This is a genomic window from Deinococcus sp. NW-56 (genome assembly GCF_002953415.1).
GTDB lineage: Bacteria > Deinococcota > Deinococci > Deinococcales > Deinococcaceae > Deinococcus.
On record NZ_CP026516.1, the window covers coordinates 2,441,736 to 2,460,582 of the forward strand.

Genomic DNA, 18,847 nt, shown 5'->3' on the forward strand with positions numbered 1-18,847 from the left:
GGAGGGGACTTATACGGTTGCCGCCTAATCCGTTGCCGAATTGGGAAAGCGCCGATTCGGCAATTCCTTTCCCGGCAACCGTTTTTTCCTGCTCGCTCTGCTCGGACTGAACAGTTCCGAAAACTGTTCAATCCGAATCTGTATTACTTAATGGTGACGTTGAAGGTGATGTTGAGCTGGCCCTGGGCGGGGAACAGGTCGTTGCCGTCCACCGTGCCGTTGCTGTTGGTATCCACACCCACGTCCACGCTGGTGACGGTGGTTCCTGTCGCCGGGATAGTGCTCGACTGCCAGCTTCCGCCGTTGAAGCGGTAGAGCACCGTGCCGTCTGTGAACGTCTTGGTGGCGCTCACTGACGCGAAGGTCGTGAAGGTGAAGACATTGGTGCTGGGGTTGGCGTTGGACTCGGTGACGTAGAAGTTCTTCAGGGCCGCGTTGAAGTTGTTCTTGGCGGTGATCGTGTAGCTCAGCGTCTCGCCGGGACGGGCCGAGGCGGGTTCGGACTTGGTGAGGGCCACACCGCCAGCGTTGGAAGTCACCGCGATCTGGTCGTTGTTGTCCGGGCGGGTGATGCCGCTGTAGGTGGCCGTGACGCTCTGGTTGACCGTGAGCAGCGTGGTAACACCGTTCAGGGTCGTCGCCTGCGCGTTGGCGGGCACGTCCACCACCGCGAAGACCTTGAGTTCGGTGCCTGCGGTCACGACCGGGGTGGTGTAGACCACGGTGCTTCCCGCTCCGGGGGCCGAGGGGAGTGCGGTGTCGGGCTGACCGTCGCTGTTCGTGTCGATGAAGTAACGGACATTGACCGTCTGGTTGGTCACGGTGCCGTTGGCGTTGGCGACGGGCACGGACACGGTGCCGGTCAGGGTGTAGGTGTCCGCGTAGGCACCGGTGTTGGCGACGTCCATCGGGAACACGGCGCTGCTGTCGGTATTGGCGCCCGTACCGGTGCCCGCCGGGGCGCCGGGGACGACCGTCTGAACGGGCGCCGGAGTGGGGGTGGACCCCAGGGCAGGCGTCGCGTCCCCGAACTGGAGCTGGGGGGGGTAGACGGTGTTGGTGCTGGTGTCGTTCGTCTCCAGCCCGCCGTCGTTCCCGGAGTCTGCCCCGATGATGATGGAGATGGGCGCGGGATCGGAGGCCGGGTCACTGTCGTAGTCGGGATAGGTGACCACCGTGCGGTAGTTGACCGTCTTGCCCGCGTCCACCGTCAGCGTGGGGTAGCCGCCCTCGCCCAGCGGCAGAGAGTTGCCCGCCGCGTCGGTGAAGCGCACCGTCACGCCGCCGGGCAGCGTGAAGGAGCCGTCGGGGTTCAGCGTGCCGATGGGGCTGCGGCCCTGACCGGTCTGGTCGGTGGGGAACAGCCGCACGGCGTCCGGCCGGGTGCCGCCGTTGGTCAGGCTGTTCACGAAGACGACGGTATCGTCGATGTTGTCACCGTCGGCCTTGGGATAGGCGACTTGCAGGTCGCCGGAAATGGCCACGATGTTGGTGGTGGGGCGGGTGGGGTCCGTGTAACCGGGCACCGGGGTGGTGCCTCCGGGGGGCGTGACCGTGGTGGGGGGGTTTTGCTGGCCCGGCGTGGTGCCGTCACCGTCGATCACGTTGTTGGTGAGCTGCGGCGTGTACAGCTTCGCCCGGCTGTACTGGAGGTCACCCGCCGCCTCGGTCCTGGGGGCGACGGTGCCCGCAGCGAACACGTCAGCGGTGCCCTGGGGACTGGCGGCGTACTCGCTGCCCGCCGCTGCGTTGCCAGGCACCTGAATCACCTGGATGATGCTGACCACGCCCTCGTCCTGCGTGGTGCTGGGATCATCGACCGGAACGGTGACCTGGGTCACTGGCCCGGCAGTGCGCTCATTTGGCCCCAAGATGCCGTCCTTGTTGGTGTCCAAGAAGTACAGCACGCCCGCAGGCGCGTTCGGGGTTCCAGTGGTGTTGGCGGCAAGCCCCACCACGTAGTTGTTCACGTTGCCGTTGTTCTGCACGTAGTAGGCCGTAGTGATCTCGCCGCCGGGCAGGACTTCCACCTCATAGCCCGCAGGCAGAGGGGTCGTCGTGGCCACCGTGCCGTCCGTCAGGTCGCGGTACACGATGTCGAAATCCGGCTTGGGCAGCACGGTCGTGCTGACCGTGTTGGACTGCACCGGCGTCGCTGGCTGGTTCGTCGCGGGATCAGTAAAGGTCGCCGTGGCCGTGTTGGTAATCGCCGTGCCGGAAGGCGTGCCTTCAGCGAGGGCGCTCCCGGCAGCCAGCGCCGCCATCAGGGCCAGAATCTTGGTGTTCGCGTTCATGTGTGCTCCTTTTGCTTGGGGCGTCCGGCCCTGAGCGGCGTGGGAATAAAGCTTCACTTCACCTGCACGCGGAACCCGAGGGTCTTCTCGGTTCCGGCGGGCAGCGCAGCGATGGTCCAGCGGACCGCCTGGTACTCACCCGGTTTGACCTCGACCTCTTTGATCACGGTCTTGCCGTTTTCGGTCACAGTGACTTTTCTCTTCAGGGGCGCGGGGGCAAAGGTCTTGCCCCCATCGATGGAGTACTCGGTGCGCACGCCCGCGGGAGCGGTTCCGTCGGGCGCGACGTACACGTGCCCGGCGGGAACCGGCAGCCGCACGGCCACGTTCGCCAGAGCTTTGGCGCTGACGTTGCGGGCAGTGACGGTCTGCGCGAGCAGGTCGCCGGGGCGAACTTTGGTGTAGTTCGGCGTGCGCTTCTCGGTCGCCTTGCCGCCTTCCTGAACAGTCTGGATCAGCGACTGGGTCAGGTTCAGCATCAGGGGCGAGGTGCCCTGGGCCAGGGCCGTACCCAGGAGGACCAGCAGCAATGTGGGCGTGGACTTCATCAGACTCCTTCAGGGGGGTGGGACAGGATCGGGGGCCAGAGGTCCCAGGTGTGAGTGACCCGTGACTGAAGCGAGGGTAGGAAAAGAGCTCTTACACTCCGCTTACGAATATGAGTGAAATATTAGAGTGGGCGGACTGGTGTCTCCGGACCGTGGTGGCGAATGAAATGTTTACCCTCCCGCCCCGACGGTGGAAACGATTCCTTAAGCTGCCTTAAAGCGGCCTGGTGGTCCGGTTGACGGGTGCCCGGCGGGGTGGTCGCGTGGGCCGCGCCGGGCCGGGCATTACAAACAGGGCTTTGCATCCGCGCCATGCTGTTCCCCACGGAGGTCACCGGTATGGCGCGTGTCACGCGGTACAGCAAGTTCGAGGGCGAACTCGACCAGCTCGACTCCAGCGAGCTGATGCAGATGATTCAGGAAGCGCTGCTGGGGCAGGGCATGAACGACCCCTACGACCCCGACCCCAATGCGCGGCCCAGCATGGACGACCTCTTCGACGCGATTCTGGAGGCGCTGGCCGACCGGGGCATGATCCCCGAAGAGCAGTTGCTGGAGGCCCTGCAAGCCGACGACGTGCGCGAGACGCCGCTGGGTCAGCAGATCGAGCGCCTGATGGACAAGCTCCAGCAGGACGGCTTTATTCGCAAGGAATTCGACGAGGAGCCGGGGCAGGGCGGCCAGGGGCAGAGCGGGGAGTCGCGCTTTCAGCTCACCGACAAGAGCATCGATTTCCTGGGCTACAAGAGCCTGCGCGACCTGATGGGGGGGCTGGGCCGCTCCAGCGCGGGCGCCCACGACACCCGTGAGTACGCTTCCGGCGTGGAGATGACCGGCGAACTCAAGAACTACGAGTTCGGGGACACCCTCAATCTCGATACGACCGCCACGCTGGGGAACGTGATTTCCAAGGGCTTCGACCAGCTTGAGGAATCCGACCTGGTGATCCGGCAGGCCGAGTACAACTCGTCGGCGGCGACGGTCGTGCTGCTGGACTGCTCGCACTCCATGATCCTGTACGGCGAGGACCGCTTCACGCCCGCCAAGCAGGTGGCGCTGGCGCTCGCGCACCTGATCCGCACCCAGTACCCCGGCGACACGGTCAAGTTCGTGCTGTTCCACGACTCGGCCGAGGAAGTGCCGGTCGCCAAGCTCGCGCAGGCACAGATCGGGCCGTACCACACCAACACGGCGGGAGGGCTGCGGCTCGCCCAGCAACTGCTGAAGCGCGAGAACAAGGACATGAAGCAGATCGTGATGATCACCGACGGCAAGCCCTCGGCCCTCACGCTGCCCGACGGCCGCATCTACAAGAACGCGTATGGCCTCGACCCCTACGTGCTAGGTGCGACCCTGCGCGAGGTCGCCAACTGCCGAAGAAGTGGCATTCAGGTCAACACCTTCATGCTGGCCCGCGACCCCGAACTCGTGGGCTTCGTGCGCCGGGTCTCTGAGATGACGCGCGGCAAGGCCTACTTCACGACCCCGCAGAACATCGGCCAGTACGTGCTGATGGACTTCGTGACGAATAAGACGAAGCTGGTGAATTAGCGACCAGCGAGAGAAGAGGCGGAACGCTCATGCCCGAGCGTTCCGCCTCTCTGATTTCCTGGCGACAGGCGACCTTCCCCTCCGCTCCCGACCTCCCGAAAAAGCGCCGCCAGGTCGTCCGCTGCGGGGAACGCCGCCCTTTTCCTGCTCGCTTCGCTCGGGGCTGTGCCCGGAATTACCCCATCTTCACGAACATCGGCGGCTTGACCCCCACCTGCCGGGCCATCACCCAGACCTGGCCCTTGTGGTGGGCCTCGTGGCCGATCAGCATGTCGAGCAGCGCGGCGACGGGGAGGGGGCGGCCCCCGAAGGCGGGCACGCTGCGGGCGAGGTCCTCCTCGGTCAGGGCGGCGACGGCCGAGGCCACCTGCTCGGTGGTCTGGCGCAGCCGCTCGCGCACCTCGGCGACGCTGGCGCTGCCGCCGCCGGGAGCGGGGCGCTGGGGGGCCTGCCCGGCGATCATGCCCAACATCATCACGCTGCTGTCCGCGAGGTGGTCGGCCTGCCCGATAAAGCTCATGCCGCCTTCCCACGCGGCGGAGGAGCCGTGCTCCTCAGATAGCTCGGCGTAGAGGTCCATCAGGGCCTCGCGGTGCATCCGGAAGGTGCGGGCGTGCAGCTCGGCGGGGTTTAGGGTCATGGGCAGAGGATAGGGCAGCGGACGCGGCTCAAGTCCGTCGGCGCAGTTCGTCCCGAATCTCGGCGAGGAGCTTTTCCTCGTTGCTGGGTTCGGCCACGGCGGGCTTGTCCTCGCGCTTGAAGCGTTCGTTGATGCGGTTGACCGGGGTGACCACCAGGAAATACAGGATGGCCGCCACGATCAGGAAGTTCAGCAGCGCCGTGATAAAGGCGCCGTAGTCGAACACCGCTCCGTTCAGCGTGAAGGTGCCGCCCACCTGCGCCCCACCCCCAGTGACCGCCTTGATCAGCGGATTGATGAAGCTGTTCGAAAAGGCCGTCACGATGCCGGTGAAGGCGGCCCCGATCACCACACCGACCGCGAGGTCCACGACGTTGCCGCGCAGCACGAAATCCCGGAACCCTCTGAGCATGGGACAGTTTGCCTGTGTGTCACCGCAAGCACAAGAGTGGGTCTTGGGGAGTGACGGGCTAGGCCTGCCCCCGGCTCTCCTTGACCGCGTGGGCGCTCATGCCCCACTGGTGGCCGCTGCTCTGCACGCCGTCGAGGATGACGCGGGCGAGCTCGCCCAGGGTCGCCCCACCGGGACGCACGTCCATTCGGAACTCGGTCCGCAGCTCGGAGAGGCTGGTGTCGTCCAGCATCAGCTCAGTGCCGTAACGCAGGGTGGTCGGCGGCACGATCAGCAGGTCGGCCTCGCCAGGCTTGACCGCATGCCGGAAGCAGCGGCCCGTCAGCAGACCCGCCACGGTGGTCACGCGCCCGAAGGTCTTGTTCTCCACCGCCCGGACCTCGATCTCCAGGCCCCCAATCTGGCGCAGCGGTTCCACGGCCCGGTCCAGCGACTCGGCGAACAGCAGCCCCGTCCCCAGGATCACCTTGCGGGGCGCGGGCAGGGCGGCGGGCAGCTCCGGCAGCCCCTCGGTCAGAAAGTCGCGGATCATGCCCACGCCGTTTTCCAGCATGGGGAAGCCCTCGTATTCCTCCTCGGTGGGGAGCGGCTCTCCGGCGAGCAGGTACAGCTCGTCGGAGGGGAAGACGAAACGGGTGCCGCGCTCGGCCAGGAACTGCTTGCGCCAGCGGTTCAGGCGGGCGAGGGTATCCTGCGCCTCCTCCCGCGTGAAGGTCCGCACGTCAGGCAGGTTCTTGCGGTGCCCGGTCAGGCCGATGGGCACCACCGCCGCCGAGATCACGTTGGGGCGGCTGCTGAGGTACTCCACCGTGTCGTCGAGGTGCTCGCGGTCGTTGCGGCCCGGCACGAGGACGATCTGGGTGTACAGGTCGATGGATTCCAGCCGCTCGATCATGGACCTGATCTGCACGGCTTGGGGGTCCTTGACCTTGAGCTTCCACCACTTCATCAGGTCCTGCCGCAGGTCCTGATTGGCGGTGTGGACCGAGACGTACAGCGGCGAGAGGTTCTCGTCGAGGATGCGGTTGATGTCACCTTCGGTGAGGTTGGTCAGGGTGACGAAAGAGCCGTACAGAAAGGACAGGCGGTAATCGTCGTCCATGATGTAGAGGCTCTTGCGAAAGCCGCGCGGCATCTGGTGGACGTAGCAGAAGTCGCACTTGTTGGCGCACTTCTTGATGCCGTCGAACAGCACTTCCTCGAAGTCGAGGCCGGGGTCTTCCCACTCCACGTCGAAGGTGAAGGTGGGTGCGGCCGGGTCATATTCCAGGCGGTGGTGGTCCTGCGCCACGCCCAGCACGCCGCTAAGCACCGAGGGGCGCTCCACCGGGCGGCTGATTTCCAGCGTCGCCCGTCCCTGCGAGAGGCGCCAGCGGTAAGCCAGCACGTCGGTCACGCTCTCCCCGTTCACCCGGATCAGCAGGTCGCCGGGCCGGACGCCCGCGCGGTCGGCGGGGCTGCCCGGTTCCACGGTCTTGATCGGTGCGGGAAACACCTCGGTCGGTTGCGGCATTGCTTCGGCTGCGGTCACGTCTCACCCCTTGCGGGACACGTCATGGCCCCGGTCAAACGGGGAAGTTTAACAGGTGGGCCGGGGCGGCGGGTGTGACAGGCGTCCCGGTTGGGGTGGTCAGCCCTCCCCCATCAGCGCCGCCAGCCCCCGTGAGGCCACGTCCCGCACGCTGCAATTCATATACGGCGTGAGTTCGGTCTCGTCGGGGTTGACCTCGATCACCATTCCCCCCGCCCGCCGCGTCTCCAGCGCGAGGCCCGCCGCCGGATAGACCTGGCCGCTGGTGCCGACGATCAGGGCGACCTCTGCCTCCTCGAAGGCGCGGGCGGCGGCCTCCAACGCGAGCTCGGGTAAGAATTCCCCGAACCAGACGATGTTGGGGCGCATCCGGGAGCCGCACACCGGGCAACTCGGCGGCGGCGTGAAGGCTTCTGGGTCGGGCAGAGGCGCGACCGTCCCGCACGCCTCGCAGCGGGCGGTGCTCAGGTTGCCGTGCAGCTCCACGAGGCGCTCGCTGCCCGCCCGCGCGTGCAGGCCGTCCACATTCTGGGTGGCGAGGAAAAAGCCCTCGCCCTTCCCCCGCTCCAGCCGGGCGAGGAGGTGGTGCGCCTCGTTCGGCTGCGCCCGGCTCACGTCCCGGTAACGGCCCGCGTACCACTGCCACACCGTCTCCGGGTCACGGCGGTACGCCTCCGGGCTGGCGAGGTCCTCCGGGCGAAAGCGGGACCAGTGCCCCGTCTGCGCGTCGCGGAAGGTGGGGATGCCACTTTCGGCGCTCACACCCGCGCCGGTCAGGACGGCCACTCGGCGAGCGGAACGCAGGGCGGCGCGGGCCTGTTCCAGGGTCATGGGGCCAGCCTACTCCCCCGCCGGAAACTCCAGAAACTCGGGCGGCACGGCCTCTGCCAGCCACACGCCGTTCTCGCTGCGGTAGAAGGGGTGCCCGGCTCCGTACATCCGCCCCGCCTGCACCCTCAGCACGACCGACCTTCCCCGCCGTGCCCCCACCTGCCGCGCCGCCCCCTCGTCGCGCGAGAGGTGGACGTGGTGGCGGCCCATCGGCCTGAGGCCCTCCGCGCGAATGGCGTTCAGCACGCCCGCGTGGGTGCCGTGGTACAGCAGGGGCGGCGGCACGGTGAGCGGCAGCCGCAAGTCCACCTCCACGCTGTGGCCCTGGTTGGCGCGGATACGCTCACCCTGAAGCGTGTAGCGCCCCTTGCGGTCGGCGGCGACCACCCGCTCCAGCCGGGACCGGGGCACCCGCAAGGTCCGCAGCACGGCGTCCACGGGTGCCCAGCCGCCCGGCTCCAACGTCACATTCATCTTGTCGGGCGCATGCCGCAGCAGGTAGGAGAGGCGGCGGGAGAGTTGCTCGTCGGTCATGCCCTATTGTCCAGGCCAGAAGGCCGAGGCCCGCCGAGGCGGGACGCGGTAGGCTGACGGGCGTGACCACAACCCATACCGACACGGCCTGGGCCGAACTCCAGACCCGGTTTCAGGAACTTGCCGACCTGGGCGGCATCGGCTCCCTGCTGGGCTGGGACCAGAGCACCTACCTGCCCGCCGGGGCCGCCGCCGGGCGCTCGCGGCAACGGGCGCTGCTCTCGCGGCTGCGGCATGAGCGGGCGACCGACCCGGCCTACGGGCGGCTGCTGGAAGAACTTGGCGGGCGCAGCGACCTCTCCCCCGTTCAATCGCGCATGGTGGCGGTGGCCCGCAAGGACTTCGAGGAAGCGACGCGCTTTCCCGCCGCCTTCGTGGCCGAGTGGAGCCAGCACGGCGGCGAGAGCTACTCGGCGTGGACCGGGGCGCGGCCGGAGAACGACTTCACGCGGATGGTGCCTTACCTCGAGAAGTCGCTGGACCTGAGCCTCCAAGCGGCGAGCTACTTTCCCGAATTCGCAGACCCGATGGACTATTTCATTGACCAGTCCGACGAGGGCATGACCGCCGCGCAGGTGGGCGAGGTCTTCGCGGCGCTCAGGGAGGCGCTGGTCCCGATGGTGGACGCTGTGACCGGGGCCGAGGCGCCCCGCACCGACTTCCTGGCGCGGCACTACCCCGGCGCCGATCAGCTCGCGTTCGGGGAGAGCGTGATCCGGGATTACGGGTACGATTTCGCGCGCGGGCGACAGGACCTCACCCACCACCCCTTCATGACCCGGCTGGGCGGGCAGGACGTGCGCATCACGACGCGGGTGAAGGACAACGACCCCACGGAAGCGCTGTACTCCACCCTGCACGAGTCCGGCCACGCGATGTACGAGCAGGGCGTGGCGGAGGACCTGCTGGGCACCCCGCTGGGCGGCGGCGTCAGCGCGGGCGTCCACGAGAGCCAGTCGCGGCTGTGGGAGAACCTCGTGGGCCGCAGCCGGGCTTTCTGGGCGGCGTACTTCGGCAAGTTCCGCGACGCCTTCCCGGAGCAACTGGGAGACGTGACCGAGGAGGAGATGCACCGCGCCTCCAACGTGGTCGCCCGCTCGTTGATCCGCACCGACGCCGATGAGCTGACCTACAACCTGCACGTCATCACCCGCTTCGAGCTGGAGCGCGAGCTGCTGTCCGGGCGGCTGGCGGTGCGTGACCTCGCCGACGCGTGGCACGCCGCCTACGAGACGAACCTGGGCCTGCGGGCCGAGAGCGACGTGAACGGCGTCTTGCAGGACGTGCACTGGTACTTCGGGAGCATCGGCGGAGCCTTCCAGGGCTACACGCTGGGCAACGTGCTCAGCGCCCAGTTCTACGCCGCCGCCGAACGGGCCAACCCCGGTCTGGAAAGCGACATCGCCCGCGCCGACTTCGGGCGGCTGCACGGCTGGCTGCGCGAGAACGTATACGCCCATGGCCGCCGCTACACACCCAATGAGTTGCTGGAGCGGGCGACCGGGCAGGGCATGACGGTGGAGCCGTACCTGAAGTACCTGCGCGAGAAATATGGGGTGCTGTACGGCGTGACGCTGTAAGGCGCAGCAGGGAGGGCAGCGGACACGAAGCTCCGCCGCCCTCTCCCCTGCCGGCCTACCGCAGATGTCCCAACTTCGCTCCCTTCGTCGCCAGATACCCCGCGTTGTGCGCGTTCTGGCCGACGTGCAGCGGCACCCGCTCCACGACCTCCAGTCCGAAGCCCCCCAGCGAGTGCAGCTTGCGGGGGTTGTTGGTCAGGACGCGCAGGCGCCGGGCCCCCAGCAGGTGCAGCATCTGGGCGCCGATCCCGAAGTCGCGGGCGTCGGCGGGAAAGCCGAGTTGCAGGTTGGCGTCCACCGTGTCGGCCCCGCCGTCTTGCAGGGCGTAGGCGCGAATCTTGTTCAGCAGGCCGATGCCCCGGCCCTCCTGCCGCAGGTAGACGAGGACGCCCCGGCCTTCTTCCGCAATCGCCCGCAGCGCCGCGTCCCGCTGCGGCCCGCAGTCGCAGCGCAGCGAGTGGAAGGCGTCCCCGGTCAGGCACTCGGAGTGGACCCGCACCAACAATGGCTTTTCATCCACCTCGCCCATCACGAGGGCGACGTGCTCGGCCCCGGAGAGGCTGTCCTCAAACCCGACCAGCCGGAACTCGCCGTACTCGGTGGGCAATTTCGCCTCGGCCGCCACCCGCAGGAAGGGGTCGTGTTCCATCCGGTAGGCGATCAGCGCCTCGATAGAGCCGACCTTTAGGCCATGCCTCCCCCCGCAAGCGAGGAGGTCGGGCAGGCGCAGCATCTCGCCGCTGTCGCCCATGATCTCGCAGATCACGCCCACGGGCGCGAAGCCCGCGAGCCGGGCGAGGTCGCAGCCCGCCTCGGTGTGCCCAGCGCGGCGCAGAACCCCACCGGGCCGCGCGACGAGCGGGAAGATGTGCCCTGGACGGCGGAAGTCGGCGGGGGTCGCGGCGGGGTCGGCCAGCGCCCCGATCGTCGCTGCTCGGTCGTAGGCGCTGATCCCGGTGGAGTTGCTGACGTGGTCCACGCTGACCGTGAAGGCCGTGCCGTTGGGATCGGTGCCCCCTCCAAAAGTTCCGGTGCCCACCATCGGCGTGAGGTCCAGCTCGGCGGCCCGCTCGGGAGGCAGGGTCACGCAGATCAGGCCCCGGCCCTCCCGCGCCATGAAGTTGACCCATTCCGGCGTGGCGGTCTCGGCGGGCATGAGGAGGTCGCCCTCGTTCTCGCGGCCCTCGTCGTCCACCAGGATGACCGGACGCCCGGCCCGCAGTTCGGCCAGCAGGTCGGGGATGGGGGCGAGGGTCATCGCGCCACCTCCGGCTGCCCGAAGTCGCGCATGAGCAGCAGCCGCTCGACATACTTCGCCATCTGGTCGGCCTCCAGATTGACCACCGTGCCGGGCCGCCAGTCGCCCAGGGTGGTGACCTCCAGCGTGTGGGGCACCAGCCAGAGGGTGAACTCGTCGGGCGCGAGGTCCGCGCGGCTGCCGCCGGGACCGCCCGTATCCACGACGGTGAGGCTTACACCGTCCACCGTGATGCTGCCCTTCGGTACGAGGTAACGGGCCAGGTGAGGCGCGGCGCGGACGCGCAGGGTGTAGGCGCCGGGTTCCTTGCGCATCTCCAGAACCTCGCCCGTGCCGTCCACATGCCCGCTCACCACATGCCCGCCGAAGCGGCCCGAGGCGGTCATCGCCCGCTCAAGGTTGAGCCGGGCACCGACCCCCCAGTGCGGGGCGGTCTTGGCGAGCGTCTGGCGGCTGAGGTCCACGGTGAACCCCGTCTCGTCCCACCCTGTCACGGTGAGGCAGGTGCCCGAGCAGGCGATGGACTCGCCCAACGCGAGGTCGGACCACATTCGCTCCGGCGTGACGGTCAGGGTGAGGTTGCCGTTTTGCTCGGCGGCGTGCGTGACGCGGCCGACCTGTTCCACGATTCCGGTGAACATCAGTTGTCTCCTCCCGCGCTCAGGCGGGGAATGTCATTCAGCAGGCCCGAGATCAGGACATCCGGGCCGAGGGATTCGATGTGGGGGTCGCGCAGGGCGGCGGCGTGGGCCATACTCCGCGCGGGGCCACTCAGCGGCGACAGGCCCGCGCCCAGCAGCTTGGGAGCCACGAGCGCCCGCACCTCGTCAATGAGTCCGGCCGCGAACAGGGCGCTCGCCAGGGTGGGGCCGCCCTCCAGCAGCAGGCTGGAGAGGTTCAGGCGGCCCAACTGGTGCAGGGCGTCGGGCAGGCCGGTGACCCGCAGTACGTGGGCACCCCGGTCTTCCAGGGCGCGAGTGTCGGCTTCCGGAGCGGTCACGAGGATGGTGCCGGGACGCAACGCACGGGCGGCCAGCGGCGTGCGGGCGCGGGGGTCAAAGATCACCGGGCGGGGGTCGCGTCCGCCCTCCACCCCGCGTGTGGTGAGGCGGGGATCGTCGGCCAGGACGGTGCCGATGCCCACCGCGATGGCGTCCGCCTCGTTACGCCAGCGCATCACCCGCGCCCGCGCTGGGGCAGAGGTGACGGCCCCGTTCGCCTCTCCCGCCGCCGCGACCTTGCCGTCCAGCGTCATCGCGTACTTGTAGGTCACCCAGGGCCGCCCCCGCGTGACCAGCGAGCGGAAGCCTGATTGCTGCCGCAGGGCCTCGGCCTCGCCCACGCCGACGGTCACAGGGATTCTGGCCCCGCGCAGCCTCGCCACGCCACGTCCGGCCACCTGGGGATTGGGATCCAGGGCGGCGACGACCACCCGCCCCACGCCCGCTGCGATCAGGGCGTCGGCGCAGGGGGGGGTGCGCCCAAAATGGCTGCACGGTTCGAGGGTGACGTAGGCGGTCGCGCCCGTAGCCCGCTCGCCCGCTTCCCGCAGGGCGAAGACCTCGGCGTGGGGGTCCCCGGCGCGGGGGTGGAAGCCACGGCCCACCACCTCCCCTGCCTGCACGAGCACGCAGCCCACCGCTGGGTTGGGGGCGGTGCGGCCCAGGCCCCGCGCGGCCTCGGCCAGTGCGAGGGCCATGTGCTCTGCGTCTTCCGGACGTAACACCTCTCCAACGGGCGAGGCGCCAGTCCCAGGACTGTTCATTCCAGACATACGGTGTCGCCGCCCACCGGGGTGGTGGGCAAGGCGGCCTCCTTCTTCCCTCCGGACTTCGGGAGTGACGGCCGCTTGGCGTGTCACGTCCCTCTTACCGTCGGCCCCGGACTCGCACCGGATCGGGCCTCGCGCGTGGTGCAGTTTGCGCGGGCTTCGCGGGCTGACCAGCCAGGAACTGGATCACCGCCGGTGGGGAGTCTCACCCCGCCCCGAAAGAGGTCGGCCCCGGTCCCGCGTGGAACGGGAGCCAGGGCCGATGCTAGCGCGGGCGTGGGGGGCGCACTGTGTGGGGGGAAGCAGGCGGCACGGCGCGGCAAGGGTCTGCCCCGGAAGCTGTTGCCATCCGGGGCAGACCCAATCGCTGGATTTGAGGCCGAGTTTTAGTTCAGGACCCGCCGGGTCGCCGTGCCCGCCGAGTTGGTACAGGTGGCCTCAATCACGAGGTTGCCGCTGATGGTGGAGGGGATAGGGCCGCTGTGCTTATAAGGGAATCCAGCAAAGTCACGGCTGCCCTCCGTGCGGGTCGCCACGATGGTCTGGTTGATGCTGCCCGTGTACTTGAAGGTGCACTTGGCGATGACATCCGTGTAGGTGCTGATCGTGCCCTGGCCGCCGCCGGACTCAATGCTCGTGCCCCGAATCTCGGGGGCCTTGGACGCCACCGGAATGTCACCTCCGGTATTGCCACCGCCCGTGCCGCCCCCCGGAGGCTTCGTGCCGCCGCACGCGCTCAGCAGCACGGTCGTGAGGGCCACACCCGTCATCCATGCGATCTTTATTCATACCCCCGGAGTCTAAACAGCGGGGGCATCGCCACCTGAAAACGGCATTCACCCGGCGTTGACATGCGCCAGCATCAGCCGGGCGGTGGCCTCCAGTGCGTCCGTGTGGGTGCGCTCGTAGGCGTGGCTGGCGTCCACGCCGGGGCCGATCAGCGCGACCGGGTAGTCGCCGCCCGCCCGCCACGCCGCCGTGCCGTCCGAAGCGTAGTAGGGGTAGAGGTCCACCCGCAGCTCCAGCCCCGCCCGCCGCGCCGACTCGCGCAGGCGGTTCCCGAGCGCGTGGTCATACGGCCCGCCACTGTCGGCCACGCAGAGGGTGACGTGGTGCTCGCTGCTCGTCTGCCCCTCGCCCACGGCGGCCATATCCACCGCGATCAGCTCGCCCGTGTGCGGCGGGATGCCGGTCGCGGCCCCGTGTCCGACCTCCTCGTAGGTGGTGATGTGAAAGGCGACCGTGCGAGCGGGCGGCGTCTCCCGCAGGGCGCGGGTCACGCCCACGAACACGGCGACGGCCGCCTTGTCGTCGAGGTGGCGACCCTTGATGTACCCAGCCTCGGTGAGCAGGGCGCGGGGTTCAAAGCTCACGAAGTCACCCACTTCAATCCCGAGCGCCCGCGTCTCCTCCGGGGAGGCGGTGCGGGCATCCAGCCGGACCTCCATCACGCTCTGCTCGCGCCTCAGCTCGCGCAGGGCGGGGCCGTGAACGTGGGTGCTCTGGAGGGTGTTCACGACGGTGCCCGTGACCACCTCGCCGCCCTGGGTATGCACCTGCACGTATGCGCCCTCCACCGTCGCCCAGTCGTAGCCCCCCAGCATGGCGAGGCGCAGACGGCCACCCTCCTTGATCTCCTTGACCATCGCTCCCAGCGTGTCCACGTGGCCGCTGAAGGTGGTGTGGCCCGCGCCCGTCCCGGCGATCTCCCAGGTCAGCGCCCCCTTCTTCGTGCGGGCGTGCGGGACGCCGAGGGTGTCCAGCTCGGCCTCCAGCAACTGAATCGCCCCCTCGGTGAATCCGGTCGGGCTGGGGGTGTTGAGCAAGCGCAGCAGCAGGTCCACGGTGGCGGGGAGGTCGAAGCTCATGGGGGGCAGCATAGCGGCGGGGGGCGCTTGACCTTCCCCCAGGGGCAGGCCGCATGCTGCCCTCACCTCCGGAGGGCCGCATGACCGACACGCAGGACACCCTTTCTATCGGCGCCTTTGCCTGCGCCTCGCGCCTGAGCCTGAAGGCGCTGCGGCTCTACGACGACCTCGGCCTGCTGCCTCCCGACCGGGTGGACCCGGACACGGGCTACCGCTTCTACGCGCCCGCCCAAATCGGGACGGCCCGCCTGATCGGCCTGCTGCGCACGGTCGAGATGCCCCTAGCCGACATTCGCGCCCTGCTGGACGCCCCCGCGCATGAGCAGGCCGGGCGGGTCGAGGCGCACTGGCGGGAGGCGCAGGCCCTTCACCTTCAGCGGGCCGCCGTCGCGCGGCACCTGATCCACACCCTGAGGGGAGATCCCATGCCCACGAGTTACGAAGTCCAGTCCCGCGACGTGCCCGCCCAGACGGTCCTGACCACCCAGCGCCGGGTGTTCCTGCCGGACCTCAGTGCCTACATCGGTGCCTCAATGGACCGCCTGCACGCCGAGGTGCAGGCGCAGGGGGCGGAGGTCGCTGGACCGCCCGTCGTGATCTACCACGGCGAGGTCAACGCCGACTCCGACGGCCCGGTGGAGGTCTGCGTGCCCTACCGGGGGCCGGTGCAGCCGGGTGGCGACTTCACGGCCCGCGAGGAACCTGCCCACACCGAGGCTTTCGTGACCGTCCGCAAGGCCGACTTTGAGTACCACGAGCTGATGGCCGCTTACGACGCGGTGGACCGCCACGCCCGCGCCCACGGCACTCGCACCGGCCTCTCCTGCCGCGAGGTCTATCCCTACGACTGGGACGCGGCGGGACCAGACGACCCGGCGGGCGAGGTGGCCTGCCCGTACCAGCCGCGCGGCTAACCTGTCCTTTTCTACGGCCCCCGGTCCCACCCGCCGGGGGCGGTACGCTGCCTCCCATGAGCTACGCCGACACGCTGGGGATGCGGGTGCTGGAGGCCACGCCGGGCCTGACCCGCGTCACGCTGACCGTCACGGAGGGGGGATTGAACCTGCACGGCACCGCGCACGGCGGCCTGCTGTTCTCCCTCGCGGACGAGGCCTTCGCGGTCATCAGCAATCTGGAGGCGCAGGCGGTGGCGGTCGAGACGCACCTGAGCTTTTTCCGGGCGGCGCGGCCGGGCGACCAACTCATCGCTGTCGCCACGCCCGAGCGGGTGGGCCGCACCTTGGCGACCTACCGGGTGGAGGTCCGGCGGGGCGAGCAGGGGCCAGTGCTGGCGCTGTTTCTGGGGACGGTATCGCGGCGGGAGCGGGGTCAGTCGGAGTGATTCTTATTCTTGGGCCGGTGAAATTGTGCTGGACGTGCAAGGTCGTCAATCCAGACATCCCAGCCGTTTTTTGAAGCGCCGGACACCGCTCCTGCGGCGGCACTCGGAGACGGGTAAACCACGTCTACCGCGTACTTGATCTGGTCGCCTTGTCGAACCAGTTGCCCTGTGCCCAGCAGTTGTTCCCGGTGAAGTTGTACGCCCGTCGCGTAGGCTTTGACCTCGGGGACGAGCGTACTACCTGCTTTCACAGTCCACGTCCCGTCGGCAGGACAGTAAATGGCGTGAGCCACCGCTTCCAGAATCCGGTAGGTGAAGTGAATTTCTTCGGTGGGTTGGGGAGGCTGCTCTGCTTTGCCGGTGGTCTGATGAGGCTGGAGCATGGGCGTGGGCGGCTGACGTCGCTGTTTTGTAGGTGAATTTTGTGCGGCGACCTCCTGCTTCACAGGCTTGCCCAACAGCACGTCCCGTTCTGCCTCGGTGATCTTGCCCGCTTCCACCGCGTTCTCGGCGGCGAGTTCGAAGGTCGGAATCTGGTACCTGGCCTGAATCGCCTCCACGATGGGGCGCTTTTCCCGCTGAATCCGGGCCTCGTCGCGGCGTTGGTGCTGGCGCTGCCGGACCGTCTCCACAGCTCCGGCAAAGGCGTCCGCCCGCCACGTTTCCGCGTCCAGCAGCGTGGCAAGGTCGTGGGCGAAGGTGTCCCCCTCCTGCGCGAGTTCCACCCGCAGGGCGACCCGTTCCTCCCATTTGCCGGGCAGATGCTCGTCGATGGCGATCCACACGCGGCCATTGGTGACGATGGCCCAGCGCGTGCCCTCGTTGACGGCATAGGTGGCCGCCTGCTGGAAGTGGACCGCGCCCAGCGTCACGCCCATGCCCTTGATCTCCAGCGCGAACTTGCCCGCCCCGGCCCGGATCAGGAAGTCGGCGCGGTTCCCGGTCGCGTTCGTTTCCTCCGGCACGACTTCCGCCGGATTCCAGATGTCGAAACCCGCTGCCTGCAAGAGCCGCAGCACGATGGCCTGCCGCACCACCGCTTCGCCGGGACTGGGAGAGGTCGCCAGCCACTGCTGAATGTCATGGACCGCGTCACGGACGGGGAGAATCGGGCCGGGCATGTGCGGCGAGTGTAGCAGCGCCTCTACTGGAACTGCCCCTCATTCGGGCGACTGCTTCACGGAAGACAGGAGGTTTCACCGGTAAAATATTTCCTTGTAAACTAGCTACTGAGGAGGCTGTATGGATCAACGTTCGTTCTGGCCCGCCCTCGTCCTGACGGTGCTGGCCGGGGGGCTGCTCCCGCTACAATTCGCGGTGAATGGGGCGCTGGCCGATGAGCTGGGGTCGGTGACGCTGACGGGCACGCTCTCCTATGCGGCGGGAGCCCTGGGGCTGCTGGTCTTGCTGGGGCTGACGCGGCAGCGGCCCGACTGGGAGGGCGCCCGGCAGGCCCCGCCCTGGAGTTGGCTGGGCGGGGTCGTCGGCAGCGCCTATGTGGTGGGCAGTGTGGTACTCACGCAGGCGCTGGGCACCGCCGTGGCGACCACGCTGGTGATCGCCGCGCAGGTCGTCACGGCGATTCTGCTCGACCACCTGGGGGTACTGGGGCTGGAGCGGCGGCGGGTCAACCCGGTGCGGGCGGGAGCGCTGGCACTCGTCCTCGCCGCGCTGGGATTGCGGCTGTGGGGAGCGGCATGAACGCCGGGCTGCTGCTGGGCACGCTGGGGGCGGGCATCGGCCTCGCGGCGGGGCTGGTCTTCAACGTGCGGCTGGCGCGGGCGCTGGGGACTCCGCTGGCGGCCACCCTGGTGAACTTTCTGGTGGGCGGGGTGCTGCTGGCGGCCTTGTGGCTGGTCGGCGTCGGTCGGGCGGGTCCGGCGCACCTGCCGCCCCTCTGGATGCTGACGGGTGGGTTGCTGGGAGCCAGTTACGTCACCCTCAACCTGATCGGGGCGGCCCGGCTGGGGGTGGGCGTGGGGACGGTGGCCGCGACGCTGGGGCAGTTGCTCGTGGCGCTGGCGCTCCCCGCGCTGGGCTGGCTGGGGCAGACGCAGCGGCTCCCCTCGGCGGCCGAGGGCCTCAGCGCCCTGCTGCTGCTGGCCGCCGTCGCCCTGCTCGCCGGGGACCGTCAGCGGGCGGGCGGGGGGCGGGGATGAAGACCGCCGACCTGCTGGCCCGCATCGAGGAGGACTGGCAGCGGGAGAGGCCGGACCTTGACCCCGACCCCATGCTGACCGTAATCGCGGTGCAGCGGACGAGCCAGACCTTACAAGCCGCCCTAGAGGCCTTCTTTGCCCGGCACGACCTGACCCCCTCCGCCTTCGATGTGCTGGCGACCCTGCGCCGCTCGGCCCCGCCGGAGGGCCTGACGCTGGGCGACCTCGGCACGCTGATGGCCGTGACCCCGCCCGCCGTCACCAAGCGGGTGGATGGGCTGGAGCGCCGGGGGTGGGTCGCCCGCCTGCCTGACCCACGCGACCGCCGCACCGTCCGCGCCGCCCTGACGCCGGAGGGCCGCGCCGCCGTGGGCAGGTTGCTGGAAGCCCACGTCGCCCACGAGGAAGCCCTGCTGCGGGACCTGACACCGCAGGAGCGGGCCACCTTGCGGGAGCTCTTGCTGCGGATCGCGCCCCAGGACGAGTGACGATGCTGCAAAACCGTTCCGCCTATGTTATGTTATTTAC

The 18,847-nt window shown here is 68.9% G+C and carries 20 protein-coding genes; 7 read left to right on the forward strand and 13 right to left on the reverse strand.

Annotation, left to right across the window (positions count from 1 at the left end; translation table 11 throughout):
- Window positions 1–143: 143 nt before the first annotated feature.
- Together C3K08_RS12235 and C3K08_RS12240 are read right to left on the reverse strand one after the other, a co-directional pair.
- Window positions 144–2,294, reverse strand: a complete 2,151-nt coding sequence (locus C3K08_RS12235; protein ID WP_104991549.1) for a hypothetical protein — start codon at window positions 2,292–2,294, stop codon at window positions 144–146.
- 53 nt (window positions 2,295–2,347) lie between these two features.
- On the reverse strand, window positions 2,348–2,842 hold the full coding sequence (locus C3K08_RS12240) for a DUF11 domain-containing protein (protein WP_104991550.1): 495 nt from the start codon (window positions 2,840–2,842) through the stop codon (window positions 2,348–2,350).
- A 339-nt stretch (window positions 2,843–3,181) separates the two neighbouring features.
- Between C3K08_RS12240 and C3K08_RS12245 the strand changes: the two genes are divergently transcribed.
- The gene (locus C3K08_RS12245) at window positions 3,182–4,393 is read left to right on the forward strand and encodes a VWA domain-containing protein (protein ID WP_104992062.1); all 1,212 of its coding nucleotides are present in this window, start codon (window positions 3,182–3,184) and stop codon (window positions 4,391–4,393) included.
- A 175-nt stretch (window positions 4,394–4,568) separates the two neighbouring features.
- On the opposite strand, the gene C3K08_RS12250 is transcribed toward C3K08_RS12245, so the two are convergent.
- From C3K08_RS12250 to C3K08_RS12270, 5 genes are all read right to left on the reverse strand, one after another.
- Window positions 4,569–5,033: a DinB family protein gene (locus tag C3K08_RS12250; RefSeq protein ID WP_104991551.1), complete on the reverse strand. Its 465-nt coding sequence runs from the start codon at window positions 5,031–5,033 to the stop codon at window positions 4,569–4,571.
- Between the two features lie 28 nt (window positions 5,034–5,061).
- Window positions 5,062–5,445: a large conductance mechanosensitive channel protein MscL gene (mscL, locus tag C3K08_RS12255; protein WP_104991552.1), complete on the reverse strand. Its 384-nt coding sequence runs from the start codon at window positions 5,443–5,445 to the stop codon at window positions 5,062–5,064.
- A 58-nt stretch (window positions 5,446–5,503) separates the two neighbouring features.
- Window positions 5,504–6,958, reverse strand: coding sequence for a DUF512 domain-containing protein (locus C3K08_RS12260; RefSeq protein ID WP_199777048.1), 1,455 nt, complete (start codon window positions 6,956–6,958; stop codon window positions 5,504–5,506).
- Window positions 6,959–7,075: 117 nt separating this feature from the next.
- Complete coding sequence (locus C3K08_RS12265; RefSeq protein ID WP_104991554.1) at window positions 7,076–7,807, reverse strand: NAD-dependent deacylase; 732 nt, start codon at window positions 7,805–7,807, stop codon at window positions 7,076–7,078.
- 9 nt (window positions 7,808–7,816) lie between these two features.
- A complete protein-coding gene (locus tag C3K08_RS12270) occupies window positions 7,817–8,341 on the reverse strand; it encodes an RNA 2'-phosphotransferase (protein ID WP_104991555.1) in 525 nt (174 codons plus the stop codon).
- Between the two features lie 62 nt (window positions 8,342–8,403).
- Here C3K08_RS12270 and C3K08_RS12275 point away from each other — a divergent pair, with 62 nt between their 5' ends.
- Entirely contained in the window at window positions 8,404–9,921 is a 1,518-nt protein-coding gene (locus C3K08_RS12275; RefSeq protein WP_104991556.1) for a carboxypeptidase M32, read from the forward strand.
- Window positions 9,922–9,976: 55 nt separating this feature from the next.
- Here C3K08_RS12275 and ribA read toward each other — a convergent pair whose 3' ends face one another.
- The 5 genes from ribA to C3K08_RS12300 all read right to left on the reverse strand — a co-directional run bounded on the left by ribA (window position 9,977) and on the right by C3K08_RS12300 (window position 14,818).
- Complete coding sequence (gene ribA, locus C3K08_RS12280) at window positions 9,977–11,179, reverse strand: GTP cyclohydrolase II (protein ID WP_104991557.1); 1,203 nt, start codon at window positions 11,177–11,179, stop codon at window positions 9,977–9,979.
- Complete coding sequence (locus C3K08_RS12285) at window positions 11,176–11,820, reverse strand: riboflavin synthase (protein WP_104991558.1); 645 nt, start codon at window positions 11,818–11,820, stop codon at window positions 11,176–11,178. The genes ribA and C3K08_RS12285 overlap by 4 nt, the downstream gene beginning before the upstream one ends.
- Window positions 11,820–12,878: a bifunctional diaminohydroxyphosphoribosylaminopyrimidine deaminase/5-amino-6-(5-phosphoribosylamino)uracil reductase RibD gene (gene ribD / locus C3K08_RS12290; RefSeq protein ID WP_104991559.1), complete on the reverse strand. Its 1,059-nt coding sequence runs from the start codon at window positions 12,876–12,878 to the stop codon at window positions 11,820–11,822. Before ribD ends, C3K08_RS12285 begins: the two co-directional genes overlap by 1 nt.
- Before the next feature lie 458 nt (window positions 12,879–13,336).
- Window positions 13,337–13,711, reverse strand: a complete 375-nt coding sequence (locus C3K08_RS12295; RefSeq protein WP_234009075.1) for a hypothetical protein — start codon at window positions 13,709–13,711, stop codon at window positions 13,337–13,339.
- 75 nt (window positions 13,712–13,786) lie between these two features.
- Window positions 13,787–14,818 (reverse strand): M42 family metallopeptidase, encoded by a 1,032-nt coding sequence (locus C3K08_RS12300; RefSeq protein ID WP_104991561.1) that lies wholly within the window; start codon window positions 14,816–14,818, stop codon window positions 13,787–13,789.
- Between the two features lie 80 nt (window positions 14,819–14,898).
- Between C3K08_RS12300 and C3K08_RS12305 the strand changes: the two genes are divergently transcribed.
- On the forward strand, window positions 14,899–15,732 hold the full coding sequence (locus tag C3K08_RS12305; RefSeq protein WP_104991562.1) for a MerR family transcriptional regulator: 834 nt from the start codon (window positions 14,899–14,901) through the stop codon (window positions 15,730–15,732).
- A gap of 56 nt (window positions 15,733–15,788) precedes the next feature.
- A complete protein-coding gene (gene paaI, locus C3K08_RS12310; RefSeq protein ID WP_104991563.1) occupies window positions 15,789–16,160 on the forward strand; it encodes a hydroxyphenylacetyl-CoA thioesterase PaaI in 372 nt (123 codons plus the stop codon).
- Here paaI and C3K08_RS12315 read toward each other — a convergent pair.
- Window positions 16,148–17,281 (reverse strand): DUF4357 domain-containing protein, encoded by a 1,134-nt coding sequence (locus C3K08_RS12315; protein WP_104991564.1) that lies wholly within the window; start codon window positions 17,279–17,281, stop codon window positions 16,148–16,150. The two genes, paaI and C3K08_RS12315, sit on opposite strands and share 13 nt — an antisense overlap.
- A 121-nt stretch (window positions 17,282–17,402) precedes the next feature.
- On the opposite strand from C3K08_RS12315, the gene C3K08_RS12320 reads away from it, so the two are divergent.
- From C3K08_RS12320 to C3K08_RS12330, 3 genes are read left to right on the forward strand one after another with little or no spacing between them, the layout of a single operon-like run.
- Window positions 17,403–17,861, forward strand: a complete 459-nt coding sequence (locus C3K08_RS12320) for a DMT family transporter (RefSeq protein ID WP_104991565.1) — start codon at window positions 17,403–17,405, stop codon at window positions 17,859–17,861.
- Window positions 17,858–18,319, forward strand: coding sequence for a DMT family transporter (locus C3K08_RS12325; protein ID WP_104992063.1), 462 nt, complete (start codon window positions 17,858–17,860; stop codon window positions 18,317–18,319). The genes C3K08_RS12320 and C3K08_RS12325 overlap by 4 nt, the downstream gene beginning before the upstream one ends.
- Window positions 18,316–18,807: a MarR family winged helix-turn-helix transcriptional regulator gene (locus C3K08_RS12330; RefSeq protein ID WP_104991566.1), complete on the forward strand. Its 492-nt coding sequence runs from the start codon at window positions 18,316–18,318 to the stop codon at window positions 18,805–18,807. Before C3K08_RS12325 ends, C3K08_RS12330 begins: the two co-directional genes overlap by 4 nt.
- Window positions 18,808–18,847 lie beyond the last annotated feature (40 nt).

Excerpts from the sequence above, each read along its gene's own strand:
- C3K08_RS12235 (WP_104991549.1), bottom strand. The coding sequence starts at position 2,294 with ATGAACGCGAACACCAAGATTCTGGCCCTGATGGCGGCGCTGGCTGCC.
- C3K08_RS12240 (WP_104991550.1), bottom strand. The coding sequence starts at position 2,842 with ATGAAGTCCACGCCCACATTGCTGCTGGTCCTCCTGGGTACGGCCCTG.
- C3K08_RS12245 (WP_104992062.1), top strand. The coding sequence starts at position 3,182 with ATGGCGCGTGTCACGCGGTACAGCAAGTTCGAGGGCGAACTCGACCAG.
- C3K08_RS12250 (WP_104991551.1), bottom strand. The coding sequence starts at position 5,033 with ATGACCCTAAACCCCGCCGAGCTGCACGCCCGCACCTTCCGGATGCAC.
- mscL (WP_104991552.1), bottom strand. The coding sequence starts at position 5,445 with ATGCTCAGAGGGTTCCGGGATTTCGTGCTGCGCGGCAACGTCGTGGAC.
- C3K08_RS12260 (WP_199777048.1), bottom strand. The coding sequence starts at position 6,958 with ATGCCGCAACCGACCGAGGTGTTTCCCGCACCGATCAAGACCGTGGAA.
- C3K08_RS12265 (WP_104991554.1), bottom strand. The coding sequence starts at position 7,807 with ATGACCCTGGAACAGGCCCGCGCCGCCCTGCGTTCCGCTCGCCGAGTG.
- C3K08_RS12270 (WP_104991555.1), bottom strand. The coding sequence starts at position 8,341 with ATGACCGACGAGCAACTCTCCCGCCGCCTCTCCTACCTGCTGCGGCAT.
- ribA (WP_104991557.1), bottom strand. The coding sequence starts at position 11,179 with ATGACCCTCGCCCCCATCCCCGACCTGCTGGCCGAACTGCGGGCCGGG.
- C3K08_RS12285 (WP_104991558.1), bottom strand. The coding sequence starts at position 11,820 with ATGTTCACCGGAATCGTGGAACAGGTCGGCCGCGTCACGCACGCCGCC.
- ribD (WP_104991559.1), bottom strand. The coding sequence starts at position 12,878 with ATGGCCCTCGCACTGGCCGAGGCCGCGCGGGGCCTGGGCCGCACCGCC.
- C3K08_RS12300 (WP_104991561.1), bottom strand. The coding sequence starts at position 14,818 with ATGAGCTTCGACCTCCCCGCCACCGTGGACCTGCTGCTGCGCTTGCTC.
- C3K08_RS12305 (WP_104991562.1), top strand. The coding sequence starts at position 14,899 with ATGACCGACACGCAGGACACCCTTTCTATCGGCGCCTTTGCCTGCGCC.
- paaI (WP_104991563.1), top strand. The coding sequence starts at position 15,789 with ATGAGCTACGCCGACACGCTGGGGATGCGGGTGCTGGAGGCCACGCCG.
- C3K08_RS12315 (WP_104991564.1), bottom strand. The coding sequence starts at position 17,281 with ATGCCCGGCCCGATTCTCCCCGTCCGTGACGCGGTCCATGACATTCAG.
- C3K08_RS12320 (WP_104991565.1), top strand. The coding sequence starts at position 17,403 with ATGGATCAACGTTCGTTCTGGCCCGCCCTCGTCCTGACGGTGCTGGCC.
- C3K08_RS12325 (WP_104992063.1), top strand. The coding sequence starts at position 17,858 with ATGAACGCCGGGCTGCTGCTGGGCACGCTGGGGGCGGGCATCGGCCTC.
- C3K08_RS12330 (WP_104991566.1), top strand. The coding sequence starts at position 18,316 with ATGAAGACCGCCGACCTGCTGGCCCGCATCGAGGAGGACTGGCAGCGG.